Annotated in this window: 13 protein-coding genes and 1 riboswitch; of the genes, 1 reads left to right on the top strand and 12 read right to left on the bottom strand. The window is 59.3% G+C overall.

Going from position 1 to position 12379, the window contains the following annotated elements:
* The first annotated feature begins 269 nt into the window (after nt 1-269).
* Nucleotides 270-530 (top strand): hypothetical protein, encoded by a 261-nt coding sequence (locus ACESLM_RS29180; protein WP_372637910.1) that lies wholly within the window; start codon nt 270-272, stop codon nt 528-530.
* A gap of 50 nt (nt 531-580) precedes the next feature.
* Here the strand turns inward: ACESLM_RS29180 and ACESLM_RS29185 are convergent, their stop codons facing one another.
* From ACESLM_RS29185 to ACESLM_RS29240, 12 genes are all read right to left on the bottom strand, one after another.
* Entirely contained in the window at nt 581-949 is a 369-nt protein-coding gene (locus ACESLM_RS29185; RefSeq protein WP_372637913.1) for a 4-fold beta flower protein, read from the bottom strand.
* A 196-nt stretch (nt 950-1145) separates the two neighbouring features.
* Nucleotides 1146-1937, bottom strand: a complete 792-nt coding sequence (locus ACESLM_RS29190) for an ABC transporter ATP-binding protein (RefSeq protein ID WP_372637916.1) — start codon at nt 1935-1937, stop codon at nt 1146-1148.
* On the bottom strand, nt 1934-2725 hold the full coding sequence (locus ACESLM_RS29195; protein ID WP_372637919.1) for an ABC transporter permease: 792 nt from the start codon (nt 2723-2725) through the stop codon (nt 1934-1936). Before ACESLM_RS29195 ends, ACESLM_RS29190 begins: the two co-directional genes overlap by 4 nt.
* The gene (locus ACESLM_RS29200; protein ID WP_094041476.1) at nt 2715-3017 is read right to left on the bottom strand and encodes a thiamine-binding protein; all 303 of its coding nucleotides are present in this window, start codon (nt 3015-3017) and stop codon (nt 2715-2717) included. The genes ACESLM_RS29195 and ACESLM_RS29200 overlap by 11 nt, the downstream gene beginning before the upstream one ends.
* A gap of 123 nt (nt 3018-3140) precedes the next feature.
* On the bottom strand, nt 3141-4199 hold the full coding sequence (locus ACESLM_RS29205) for an ABC transporter substrate-binding protein (RefSeq protein WP_372637922.1): 1059 nt from the start codon (nt 4197-4199) through the stop codon (nt 3141-3143).
* Between the two features lie 119 nt (nt 4200-4318).
* Nucleotides 4319-4433, bottom strand: a riboswitch (TPP riboswitch).
* 56 nt (nt 4434-4489) lie between these two features.
* On the bottom strand, nt 4490-5965 hold the full coding sequence (locus tag ACESLM_RS29210) for a glycosyltransferase (RefSeq protein WP_372637925.1): 1476 nt from the start codon (nt 5963-5965) through the stop codon (nt 4490-4492).
* Nucleotides 5966-5977: 12 nt separating this feature from the next.
* Nucleotides 5978-6739: a TylF/MycF/NovP-related O-methyltransferase gene (locus ACESLM_RS29215; RefSeq protein WP_372637928.1), complete on the bottom strand. Its 762-nt coding sequence runs from the start codon at nt 6737-6739 to the stop codon at nt 5978-5980.
* A 20-nt stretch (nt 6740-6759) separates the two neighbouring features.
* On the bottom strand, nt 6760-9081 hold the full coding sequence (locus ACESLM_RS29220; RefSeq protein WP_372637931.1) for a methyltransferase domain-containing protein: 2322 nt from the start codon (nt 9079-9081) through the stop codon (nt 6760-6762).
* Nucleotides 9078-10172, bottom strand: a complete 1095-nt coding sequence (locus ACESLM_RS29225) for a glycosyltransferase (RefSeq protein WP_372637934.1) — start codon at nt 10170-10172, stop codon at nt 9078-9080. Before ACESLM_RS29225 ends, ACESLM_RS29220 begins: the two co-directional genes overlap by 4 nt.
* 143 nt (nt 10173-10315) lie before the next feature.
* Nucleotides 10316-10756: a hypothetical protein gene (locus ACESLM_RS29230; RefSeq protein WP_372637937.1), complete on the bottom strand. Its 441-nt coding sequence runs from the start codon at nt 10754-10756 to the stop codon at nt 10316-10318.
* Between the two features lie 158 nt (nt 10757-10914).
* On the bottom strand, nt 10915-11208 hold the full coding sequence (locus ACESLM_RS29235) for a stage VI sporulation protein F (protein ID WP_372637940.1): 294 nt from the start codon (nt 11206-11208) through the stop codon (nt 10915-10917).
* A 71-nt stretch (nt 11209-11279) separates the two neighbouring features.
* Nucleotides 11280-12379 (bottom strand): ATP-dependent DNA helicase RecG (locus tag ACESLM_RS29240; protein WP_372637943.1); only part of this gene is annotated, 1100 nt, incomplete at its 5' end.

Here is a 12379-nt window from a genome sequence, read left to right on the forward strand (position 1 = left end):
TTGTTTATAAAACCTTATACGTCACGGTTTACGATCTCAATGGCGACATTGTTTCGATTACAAACATCGCATTGTCCACTACGCGTCCAATCAATGCCACCATTGTATAAAGAACATATCCGCGCGTTTCAATGCCCTAAGCGACTTATACGAGTGTTGCTATTTCATATTAAATATGTTTACCTATAGGTGAGAGCTCGACTATACGGTCGAGGACCGATGTCTGAAAGAGAAGTTGAAAAGAATGGTTGCCGAGGGGAGACGGTTGAATGACGGAGGAGCAATTAAAAGGGCTCAGCGCTTTATTGGACGAAAAAATACATCCGTTGCAAAGCCAACTGGACTCCCAAGGCGACCTGCTCACTCAGCTTGTGAAGATGGTTGCGGGATCGATCTCCAAGCTGGACAATATGAACCGCGATATAGCCGGTCTCATTGAAGGGCAAGAGAGGCAAGACCGTATTCTCGAATTGCTTTCTGCTAGATCAATTGAACAAGAATCTGTTTTGAACAAGTTCAAGAACTTATGATCCTTATATCTACGCCAACGCCCTTCATCTCACGATGAGGGGCGTTTTTCTCACAAGTCCGCCCCGAAAAAGTCTCGGATCGACTTATTCGTCCACCCCCCGCTACCGGGGTCGGTGATCGTTCCCGCGAAACCCGGCCTGGCCGGCGGGCCGGGAATCGACGGAGCGGCCGGCTCTCCGCTCATGCCGGGAACGGACGGAAGCCAATTGCCCGCCCAACGGGTAAACGCGATAATTCCGCCCTTCCTGTCCCGCAGCACGCCTTTTTCAAGCCAGCCGAGCGGTTGGCCGGTCAAGCTGAACACCTGCTTGCCCTGATGAACCCACCCCAGATTGCGGCCGTATTTGCTCACAAATCGTTCGTTCCCCACCACGATGAAGGACGCTTGTCCGTACCGATCGAAGTACCATTCGTTCATTTTGCGGGACTCCTCCTTTTTTCTCCATTATAACATCATGAACGCGCCCCTCTACCCTCATCCGCCATCAACGCCGCACCATAAGCACGCCACACGACGCTATCTCCCTCATCCGCCGACATCCCCCCACTCTCGCCTGCTCCTCCCCGCAGCGCAAAAAAACCGCGAACCGAATAATCGGTACGCGGCGCTTCGCTTAATTTGCTCCTACCTTCCCCGCTTCCAGAAGCCTCAGCACTTCCTGCTTCAGCTCGACGAAAGCGGAGGAAGTCCAGACGTCGGCGCGGCGCGGCCGTTCGAACGGCACGACAAGCTCGCGCAGAACGGTCGCCGGAGCCGGAGACAGCACGTAGATGCGATCCGACAGTACGAGCGCTTCTTCTATGCTGTGCGTGACGAACAGCACGGAGCGCCGGTCCGCTTCCCACAGCTCCAGCAGCCAACGCTGCATGTCGGCCCTCGTCAGCGCATCCAGCGCGGCAAAAGGCTCGTCCAGGCACATGACGCTGCGCCGCATCAGCAGCGCGCGCAGAAAGCTGATCCGCTGCTGCATGCCGCCCGACAGCACGTGAGGATACTCCTTCGCCACATGCCCGAGCTGAATCCGCTCCAGCCATTGCGCGGCCTGCTCCTTCGCTTCCCGCTTCGGCGTTCCCGTAGAGACGAGCGCGAAGCGGATGTTGTCCTCCACCTTCAACCACGGAAACAGAGCCGCCTGCTGGGGCATGTAGCTGATCAGCCCTTTGTGGCCGGTGCGGTCCTCTCCGTCGATCAGCACGCGTCCTTGATCCGGCTTCTCCACTCCGCCGATCATCCGGAACAACGTCGATTTCCCGCTGCCGGAAGGCCCGATCAGCGAGACGAACTCCCCGGCCCGTACCGTCAGCGAGACGTCGTTCAGGACGAGCGTCCGTTCCTTACCCCTTCTGTACGACTTGACAATCCCCTCGAGTTCCAACGTACTGCCCCGGCTGTCGCTTCCGCTCATGACGTCGCCTCCTTCCACTCCGGCTCCGGGCGCGGCCTCCATCGGATAACGAGGCGCTCCGCCAGCACGACCATATAGAAAAACAGAAGGCTCATGACGACGATGCAGACGATCGAGCCGAACACGGCCGCCTGCTGGAAGCCGCTGAACTTCAGCTTCAAGTAGAAGCCGATGCCCGTGTTTGCTCCGGCTCCCAGCCATTCGGCGACGATGGCCGATGAGACGACGTACGTCGCGGCGATCCTCAAGCCCGAGAACAGATACGTCAACGATGCCGGAAACTCCAACCGCTTGAACCGCTCCCAACGCGACGCCCCGATCATGCCCAGGTATTCGCGCAAGTGCGGCTCCGCCTGTCCCAGGCCGACGAGAATCGACAGTGCCACCGGGAAGAAGCAGACGAGCACGAGCAAGATCAGCTTCGGCGTCGTTCCGAAGCCGAACCAGATGATCAGCAGCGGGCCGAGCGCGATTAACGGAACGTTCTGGGACAGCACGAGCATCGGCGACAGCGCCGTCTTGAACGGCGGAACGAGGTGCAGTAGAACCGCTACCGCTATGCCGACGGCGGTGCCCAGCGCAAGCCCGACAAGCGCGAGGCCGAACGTCGCCTGCACATGCGTCCACAGCACGGCCGAGTCCTCGTACATCTTGACGGCAATATCCGACGGAGCCGGAAGCGTGTACTCTTCAATCGCGAACGCCATGCAGGCCGCCTGCCAGACGGCCAGAAAAAAGATAATCGTACCGACGGGCAGCGCAATCGCTCTTAATCGCTTATTGCCCATCCGGATACTTTTGCAACAGCCGCGCCATCGAAGCATTCGCTTTCGCATCCACAGACAGCTTGATTTGCGACAAGACGGAAGGGCTGCCGCGCTCGATCATCGCAGCGCTCATTTGTTTGACGATATCGAGCAGTTGGTCGAGATCCCCTTCCATCGTCGTTTCCATCGGTCCTACGCGGTATGGAACGCCGGACGCCTTGATGATGGAGATCGCTTCGTCTACGTAAGGGATAACTTCCTCGCCGGGATTCACCTTCGGAATAATTTGAATGCTGAGCAGCGCTTGAGCCATGTTTTTCTCTCTCCCTTGCGTCTTAATTTCTCTATGTCCGTCGAATTCGTCGTCTTCCTCGTATTCCACGTATTTCCTCGTCCCGGTCTGCACGACTGCACCGCGCACTTCAACCTGGACGTCTTACTGCGGCAGAAACTCCGTCATAAACATGTCGTCGTAGTTCAGCTCCTTCTCCATCAGGCCGTTCTCCAGCATCCACTCGCCGTAGCCGGACCATACTTCCCGCTTCTGCTCGCCCCAGCGCGGAGCGTCGTCCTTGTATTTCGGGCTGAGCCATTTCTGGCTCGCCTTCACCAGGTCCGCGTTGATTTCCGGAACGGCCTTGATCAGGACGTCCGCGGCGGCGTCCGGATGGTCGATGGCATACTGGTAGCCTTCGGAAGCGCCGGCCAGGAACGCGCGAACGAGCTCCGGATCTTCCTGGATCACCTTCTCGTTCGTCAGCAGAAGCGGCGTGTAGTAATCGAGCTGCTTGCTGTAATCGGTCAAATACACCATGTTGACCGGCTCGCCTCTAAGCTCCGCCTCGATGCCCGTCCAAGCGTAGAAAATCCACTCGAAGTCGATCCCTTTTTTCGTAGCTGTGAAAAAGTCCGCCGTGCCCGCGTTGACGAAGTTAACCTTGTTCACGTCCGCCTGCTGCACGTTCATGATCGACTCGATGACGGCGCGCTCGGCCGGAGAACCCCAGCCTCCGTACGTCTTGCCCTCGAAGTCCTTCGGTTCCTTAATGTTCTTGTCCACCGGCGATGCGAAGCCGGACGTATTGTGCTGAATGATCGGCGCGATCGAGACGAGCGGCAAGCCCTGCTCCCTGGCGAGAATCATGCTCTCCTGCGCCCCGACGCCGAACTCGGCTTGACCGCCTGCGACAAGCGCGCTCGCCCCGGCTTCCGGCGGCAAAATCAGCTCCACCTTCAGGCCGTGCTTCTCCCACAGTCCCATATCCCGCGCCACGTACAGGCCGGTATGATTCGTATTCGGCGTCCAGTCGAGCACGACCTTCACTTCCTTCAGCTCCGCGGCCGGCGCCGTTTCGGAAGCTGCCGGAGAAGCCCCGGATGACGACGGGCTGGCGGACGAACCGGCATCGTTCTTGCCTCCGCAGCCGGACAACAGCATCGCCCCCGCCAGCAACGACAAACCTAACCCTTTCCAAGCCAAAACCTTTTTCTTCATGTCTCTCTCCCTCTCTCTACTATTTTTTACGCGGAAGAGGGCTCCATACGTATCAAAAAAACGCCCCCCGACTCCGGAGGGCGCCCAATAGCAAACATGGACAATTGACACGACGAACCTCGCCGTGCTTCCCGCCTTCCTACGCTGGTACTAACCAGATCAGGTTATAAGGGTCTGCATCTTCTTAGGGATGCACTCTCAGCCGGCCATCGTCCAGCTCCCCCGGGGCTTATTCGATTGTCGAAACCCGCAACTCACATTCCCTATTATAGCAAAAGAGCCGCTCTTGTCTATCCCCGGTCCCGCAAACCGACGATTCTCCGCACTTCCGCCAAGTATTGCTCGTAATACGGCTCCCGCTCGTAATGCTCCGTGAACACCGCCTCGAAGCCCCCGTAGTCGAAATCGAAGCCGGCTTCGAGCATCATTTCCAGACGGGGCAGAACGAAACGGTCGAGCACGATTTTCTTTTCCGCCGCATAGACCTCTTCCGACAATCCCCTGCCGGCGAAATGCCGCAAAATTTCCAAATAGCCGCGAATCGCCGCATCCCCGTAATTGTACCCGCGCGGAGCATTAAACGCGTAGCGGAACATCGACAGCTTAAGCAGGGAAAACCTCGGGTCTTCCCGCAGCAGCTCCAGCAGCCAATAGATATGGTTCAGACTCGTTCCGATAAAACGATCCGGCTCGGGCAGCCGGAGCACGGCTTCCCGATCGACGACGATCGAAGTGATGAACCCGGAGGCGAGCGACAGCTCGCGGACGAGCGTATCCATTCCCTCCAGCACCTCGACCGTCCCGTCGCTCCTCAGCACGTCGATAAACAAAAATCGGGTCCGCTTATGCAGCAGCGCGTACAAAATCGGCTGCACCGCGCCCGGCACGAAATAGTCGTCGTCCCCGTGCAGCTTCGCGTATTTGCCCCGCGCAAACTTCAGGATCTCGACATAATTGCGCTCTCCGCCGATATTTTCCGGCTGCCGGACCGTCCGAAGCTGGGGATATTTCATGACGTACCTGGCGAGCAGCGCCGCCGTCCCGTCGTCGGAGGCATTGTCGGAGACGCACACCTCGATCAGTCCGTTCATGCTCGTCTGCGGGAGCGCCGCGTCAAGGCACTCTTCCAGTTCCTTGACGCGGTTGTAGGTCGGGATGCAGATCGACAAGAGCGGATGCTCACGCCTTCGGCGCAGCACGTCCGCGACGTCCCGTTCCGATTCGACCGCGATCCAGTCTTCGGCGACCGTATCGAACATCCGCTCGATGCGGGCCGGCACGCCCGAGACGACCGAGTAATCCGGCACGTCCGCGCGCACGACGCTGCCAGCTCCGATCACGCAGCCTTTGCCGATCGTCACCGGCCCTTCCACGACCGCGTACGGTCCCAGATAGGAGCCTTCTCCTACGATCAGCCGTTTGGCCCCTCCCGTCTCTCGAATGCCTTGCTTATAGATCGGCAGGCCCGTCTTCCGATATTCGGCCTCCACGTCGGCCAACACGACATAAGGCCCGCACCAGACCGAACGCTCCAGCTCGACGTGATGCTCGGCCGTCACGTTCAGTCCGATGTCCGCCTGAACGCCGTCTCCGATGATCAGCTTCGGCCGAATGCCGCTGACCGTCGAAGTGACGATGAGCCGATAACCCGCGCTGATCATCGCCTCGTGCCCGACCGAAATTTCTTCCGCCCCGTAGATCAGCCCCGAGGCGTCCAATCTCGCTCCTTCGCCAAGCGAGTAGAAGGGCTGTTGCCCGTTGTCCAAGACGATCCCTCCTCACAACCGGCAGTACGAAATCCACGGGTCGAACGGAAACCTGCGCAGCTCCGTCTCGCGGATCGGCAGCATCTCCAGCAAAGCCGCCGTCTCTCCCGGGAACGCCGCGCAGTTCAATTCGTCGAAGCAGACGATCGCCCCCTTGGGCATGCGAGGAACGAACAGCTCCAGCGCCTTGCGCGTCGGCTCGTACAGATCGAAGTCCAAATACAGCAGCGCCACCAGAAGATGCGGATGGGATTCCAAATACGCCTCCGCCGTCAACATAAAATCGCCCTGCACGATTTCCGCGTTCGGAATGTGCGACAGATGCCTCTCCGCGCCGTATTTGGCGATCGATCGGCGAATCTGCTCCGCCGTATCGCCCCTCATGTCCCCCGCGGCGAAGGTCCGGTGTTCGTCCTCGTCCTGCCCGGCCAAGCCCGGGAAGCCTTCGAACGTGTCGAAGCCGATAATTTTGCGCGTATGGTTGGACGGTTCGAAGATGTTGGCGAATTGCGCCCAGGAGAAGAAGCCCGCCCCGTTGAATACGCCGCATTCCACGATGCTGCCGTTCACGCGCAGCAGCTCGCGGTAAATTTCGTATCGCGCGAGGAAACGGGCGACGCTCCGCTTCGTCGCGAAACGCGGGAACGCTTCGAGCTTGTTGATCAGAGACGTCTGCGACGAACGGAACGTCTGCTCCGCCAGACGGTGCGCCGCCCTGTCCTGCTTGGTATGATGGCGGTCGATCGCCGCCATCGGGCGCTTGCGGCCGGACATGCCCCGATTCCTCCCTTCGCTCATCTTTTGCGGCACAACGCGATCACGTAAGCCGGTCTTGCGTTTTTCACGCGGCTTAATGAAGCCGGAGCGTAAAACCGAATAATGTCCGGATTAAATCCCGCCATCGTCGTGTCTCCCCCCACCGCCGCGGCAATGTCCGGCCATTCCGGAGCGACGTGGCCATGGGGGCCGACGAACGTCTGCCCGAACATGCCTTCAATATCGTAAAGCACGGAAAGCTCCCCGATAAACTCGCCGATGCTGTATTCGAAACAGTGATACGGATTGCGAACCTGCTGACCGAACAACCGGTCCGGATTCGTCACTTCGCGGTTCGGCGTCGAGATGATCAGCCGCCCTCCCGGACGCAGCACCCGCGCAGCTTCCCGCAGCCAGGCCGAGCCGTCCGGCACGTGCTCGATCGTCTCGAAAGAGACGACGACGTCGAACGAGGCGTCTACGAAGGCAAGCTGCAGCACGTTGCCGGTCTGGAAGCTCACGCCCTCTCCGCCGTAATCTCTGCCGGCAAGCGCGATCGCCGCCGCATCGATGTCGACTCCGGTGACGCTCGCCGCGCCCCCGTCCTTCAGCATTCTCGCGCCGTAACCGGCCCCGCAGGCCGCGTCCAGCACTTGCTTGCCGACGCAGTACGCCCGGGCCAGCCGGTAGCGGTACACATGCTCCGCCAACACGTCGGGATGGGACCCCGCGACCGCCGAACTCAGAACCAATCTCTCTCCCGTAAATGGAACGTCTTCTTGCGCCTTCGGCAAATAGCTCAATTCGGTCACCATCGCTTTCGTTGAATTTGTCGGTGGATTGCCAGCAGGCGCTTGGACGTCTGGTCCGCCGATTCGGGCTGCTTGACCGCCTGATCCGCCAACTTCATGCGCCTGGCCGCCTGATCCCCCTCCTTCGCTCGCTCGGTCGCCCGGCCCCCCGGATATCGGAGCGCTTTCGCCCCGACCCCCGGCCAAGCCGATTCCCGCAGACTTGCCCCCGACGCCGCCTCTGCCTTTGACGGCTCTTGCCACATAATAGACCGCCGCATAGTCGTCCCGGTTCGCTTCGCCCGTTAACTGGAACAGCGCGTCGACGTCCCGCTTGGCTGCCCCCTCCGCGACGATCGCCTCGATCTCGATCTCGCCGAAGCCGGCTTGCTTCAACCGATGCTCAAGCTCCGCCCGGGACAGCATGGCGTCGCGGGAGATGGGATTCAGCGGCTTCAAATACGCTTTGACGTAGTCGACAAACAGCCGGTTCGGCGCGCTCGTCGCGACAATTCCTCCGGGCCGAAGCCAGCCGTGAATGTGCCGCAGAACGGAAAGCTGCGCAGGAACCGTTAAAATATCGTTCAGCACGACCGCATCGAACCCGCTCGCGCCGGTCGGAATTTCGACATCCTCGTTCCTCGTCCACACTTTCTCCGCAACGAGCTCGGCTACTTTGGCCGCGGCAGGCTCCCCCTCGCAACCGAAGAGCCGAACGATCCCGTAGCGGTTGCGCAGCTCGAGCAGCGTCGCCCCGCAGCCGCAGCCGACTTCCAGCACGCTCATTCCGGGCTTCAGGCCGCGCAGCGGCCGCAGCAGGTCTTCACGCACGTTCACGGAAATCTGCGGATGAAACCCCCATTTGTTCATGAACGTTTTCTCGTTGGTCATCAGCGCTTTGCGGTAGGTTTCCTTGACGAGACGGAACGACGCGCTCCCTTCGTGATGGATGAACGTGTCCCGGCAGAGCAGCAGCCGGAACCCGGCCAGCCGCGCGCTCATGCACCAGTCGTCGTCCTCGTAGTTTCCGATGCCGTAACTCTCGTCCAGCGGCCCAGCCGCCTCCCATGCGGAACGCTTGATCATCAGGCAGAAGCCGATCAGCTTCATCCGCTCCTCCCACCGGTCGGGGGACGAGACGTTGTACGCCTCCGCGAAGCGCTGCATTTCATCCATCGTACGGTAGGATGTCTCGATCATCTGGCCGTAGCCGGCATAGTTGGTGATCGGGCCGACCGCCCCTACGCGCTCGTCGCTCTCTATCGCCAGCGTCAACTGCTCCAGCCAGCGGGGAGTGACGACCGTATCGTTGTTCAGCAGCAGCACATAGTCGCCTGTCGCGCGCGCGGCTCCGATATTGCATGCCGCCGGAAACCCGACGTTTCCGGACTGCCTGAGCAACTGCACGTCCGGCTGCTCCGCCAGCCAGTCAGCCGTACCGTCCGCGGACGCGTTGTCGACGACGATCAGCTCGTACGAAGAAGCGGCCGTATGCTTGCGAATGCTGGCTATCGCCCGCTTCGTCATCGCCAGTTGATTGTAGGTCACCATGATAATGCTCGTCGTCATTCCGGATCCGTCCCTCCAATGCCGAGCGCCTGCTCGATCTTGGCCTTGTTTTGCAGCAGGTTCGCGTCGTTCGGCAAGTAGGAGAGCGCCTTCTCATTGTGCTCGTAAGCCAGTTTCAGTTCCCCGGTCATCCCGTAGCAGATGCACAGCTGCAGGTGCGGAAGCCATGTCCAGCAGATGAGATTAAGCACGCCGAAATGGTGATCCGGCGGCCGTTCCTGGGAGAGCGCCAGCTTAAACCAATAGATCGCTTTGACGAAATCCTCCCGATCGAGAAAGCACTGGCCGATCGAGCAGCAGAAATCCGCGCGCGGAACGTCGTAAACCATCGATTGCAGCAGCGCCGTTAGCTTCTGGTCGAGCAAGCTCAATTGGTGATAACAAGCCGACAGCCGCGCGCAGGCGGTCAAGTTGTCTTCGAAATATTCGACGGGCTGGTCGAGAAACCGCCGATACTGCTCTGCCGCTTCCGCGAACCTTCCCGCGTCGGAGAGCTCGTTGGCGTAATAGAAAATGTCCCGCCCCGTCACTTCCCCTTCCCGCTGCACGATTTGCTCCAGAATGCGCAAATTTCTCCCCGTGTTTTCGTGCACTCTGCCGTGCGAGACGGCGATGTCGGTCAAATAGTAATTGCCTTCTACGAGCAAATACTCGTGGACCGGATTATACCAGCGAAACTGCCTGCTTCGCTTAACGATCCGGTTGCGGCGGGACATAGCCAGCGGATTGCCGTAAGCGTCGAACGCCAGATGGTATTCCATGACGACGGAGTCGACCGCAGAATCGAGCTCCTCTCTCAGCTTCTTCAGCTTCAGCCGATCCTTCTCGCGCAAATAATCGTCGGCATCCAGCCACATCACGTAATCTTGGGTGGCGAACGCAAAGGAGTAATTGCGCGCGTCGGCAAAATGGTCGGTCCATTCGTAATCGTAGATACGGTCCGTATAATTGCCGGCGATTTCCTTCGTCCGGTCCGTCGAACCGGTGTCCACGATCACGATCTCGTCGACGAGATCGCTCACCGAATCCAGACAGCGGGCCAGCACTTCCTCCTCGTTGCGCACGATCATGCACAGACTGATGGTGGTCACCTTATCCCTCCTCGTTCCGACCTCTGTCCCATTTTATGTCGCGTTCGCCTTCTCCGCTTGGACAGGTGGTGGAGGTACATCCGCATCAAAAAAATAAAGCCGGCAACATCGTTGCCGACTCATGGGGAAAGATGAAGCCGTCATTAATCCGGAGCGCCTTGGGAAGCGATGCCCCAGAACACTTCCGGTCCGGTTCTCACGCCCGTGAACAACAGGCCGAGCAGGCTTCCTCCGAAGATGAACGAAGAATAAATCGTTTCCGCGGCAGCGGGCGCAAGCAGGTCCTGAGCCGTAAACGCGTACGTATCCGCAAGCGCGGAGACGCGAACGTTCTGGACGAGCGTATAGATGACATTGGCCGGATTGTAGACCGTCGTGCCTCGCAAGATTTGTACGGCGAACGTGCTGCCTATGCCTAATGCGCTTACCCCGACCATCCCCGTCAGCGTGATGACTTTGTTCACGACGTTATCCGTCTGCAAGCCGATGACCCCGAACAGCTCGGGAGTCGCAGAGATCGCGGTCCCGGGAAACCCGGACGCTCCCGCGTTCATCGAGCTGCGCAGATCCAAAAATCTACCCATTGAGTTAACCTCCTTCATTGTGAAGTTGGTATAGTGTATGTCCAATTTCCGCGGATGCTTGGACAAACCCCACAGGGTAGTTGTGTATTTTAACACGCGGAAGAGGCTGATCTATAAGTAGCTAATGCTACTCAAGATCAGCCTCTCGCCGTCTTGCGTTATCTGAACATCGTATACAGCTTGAGCAGATGCAGCATGTTGTTGGGATCGATTCTCTGGGCGATGATGAAGTTGACCAGTTGATCTTCCTGCGTTTCCGTGAGCGGTTCGTTCAAAATTTTGGCGAACGTCTTCACCCACCTTCTCACTTTGGCGCGGTCCTGAAGATCGTATTTCGTGGCGCCTTCCAAATGTCCTTTGATCTTCTCCTTGACGGCGGGATTTTTCATCTTCAGCTTTACGCGCTCGACGAATTCCGTCTTGATGCCGAACTTCTGATAACCCGGGTTCAACGAGGGTCACGCTCCTTCCTGCGGCTGCTCGGTACATCTTATGCCGCGGGCGGACGCGCGATGACTCCCGTTCAGTCGAGCGGCTCGTCCCGAAGCTGCGTTTCCCTCGCTAAATAGTCTCTGAGCGGGCCGTAGGCCGGGGAGGACCAGCACGATTCCGAAGACGTCAGAGCGGCCGCGTCGTCCCTCGCCTGCTCCAGCTCCTCAAAGTCGTTCAGCAGATTGGCCAGCCGGAATTCCGGCATTCCGCTCTGCTTCGTTCCGAAAAACTCGCCCGGCCCCCTTATTTCCAGATCCCGGCGGGAGATTTCGAAGCCATCGTCCGTCTCCGTCATCGCCCTCATTCTCTCCTGGCCGTTTTCCGATTTCGGATCGGCGATCAGAATGCAGTACGACTGATGCTCGCCCCGGCCGACCCGCCCCCGAAGCTGGTGAAGCTGGGACAAGCCGAACCGGTCCGCGTCCATCACGATCATCAGCGTCGCGTTCGGCACGTCCACTCCGACCTCGATTACCGTCGTGGAGACGAGCACGTGCGTCCTCCCGGCAGCGAACTCCGCCATCGTCTCTTCCTTCTCCGCAGCCGTCATCCGGCCGTGCAGCAGCCCGACCGTAAGCTCCGGCAAAGCTTGGGAGAGCTGGATGTGCAAGTCGATCGCGTTCTGAACGTCCAGCTTCTCCGATTCCTCGATCAGCGGACAGATGAAGAACGTCTGCCTGCCGTCCGACGCTTCCTTGCGAATGAAGCCGAGCACCCGGTCCATCATCTCGTGCTTCACCGAATACGTCTTGATCGGCTTGCGGCCTTTCGGCCGCTCCCGCAGCGTGGAAACGTCCATGTCCCCGAATACCGTAATGGCCAGCGTGCGCGGAATCGGCGTCGCGGTCATCGTCAGCACGTCCGGATTCATGCCCTTGCGCCTTAGAATGCTGCGCTGGTTCACGCCGAACCGATGCTGCTCATCTGTCACGACAAGGCCGAGGCTGCGGAAGAACACGTCCTCTTGAATGAGCGCATGCGTGCCGACGATGATGTCGAGCAGACCCATCTGCAACGACGCGATCAGATCCCGACGTTTGCGCTCGGTCAGGCTGCCGGTCAGCAGGCCTGCCTGAATGCCGTAGGGCTCGAACATTCTGCCCAGCGATCGGGCATGCTGCTCGGCCAATA

The sequence above is a fragment of the Cohnella sp. genome (assembly GCF_041641335.1).
GTDB lineage: Bacteria > Bacillota > Bacilli > Paenibacillales > Paenibacillaceae > Cohnella.

Bases quoted from the DNA above. Each gene is read 5' to 3' on its own strand.
- ACESLM_RS29180 (WP_372637910.1), top strand. From the start codon at position 270: ATGACGGAGGAGCAATTAAAAGGGCTCAGCGCTTTATTGGACGAAAAA.
- ACESLM_RS29185 (WP_372637913.1), bottom strand. From the start codon at position 949: ATGAACGAATGGTACTTCGATCGGTACGGACAAGCGTCCTTCATCGTG.
- ACESLM_RS29190 (WP_372637916.1), bottom strand. From the start codon at position 1,937: ATGAGCGGAAGCGACAGCCGGGGCAGTACGTTGGAACTCGAGGGGATT.
- ACESLM_RS29195 (WP_372637919.1), bottom strand. From the start codon at position 2,725: ATGGGCAATAAGCGATTAAGAGCGATTGCGCTGCCCGTCGGTACGATT.
- ACESLM_RS29200 (WP_094041476.1), bottom strand. From the start codon at position 3,017: ATGGCTCAAGCGCTGCTCAGCATTCAAATTATTCCGAAGGTGAATCCC.
- ACESLM_RS29205 (WP_372637922.1), bottom strand. From the start codon at position 4,199: ATGAAGAAAAAGGTTTTGGCTTGGAAAGGGTTAGGTTTGTCGTTGCTG.
- ACESLM_RS29215 (WP_372637928.1), bottom strand. From the start codon at position 6,739: ATGTCCGGCCGCAAGCGCCCGATGGCGGCGATCGACCGCCATCATACC.
- ACESLM_RS29220 (WP_372637931.1), bottom strand. From the start codon at position 9,081: ATGACGACGAGCATTATCATGGTGACCTACAATCAACTGGCGATGACG.
- ACESLM_RS29230 (WP_372637937.1), bottom strand. From the start codon at position 10,756: ATGGGTAGATTTTTGGATCTGCGCAGCTCGATGAACGCGGGAGCGTCC.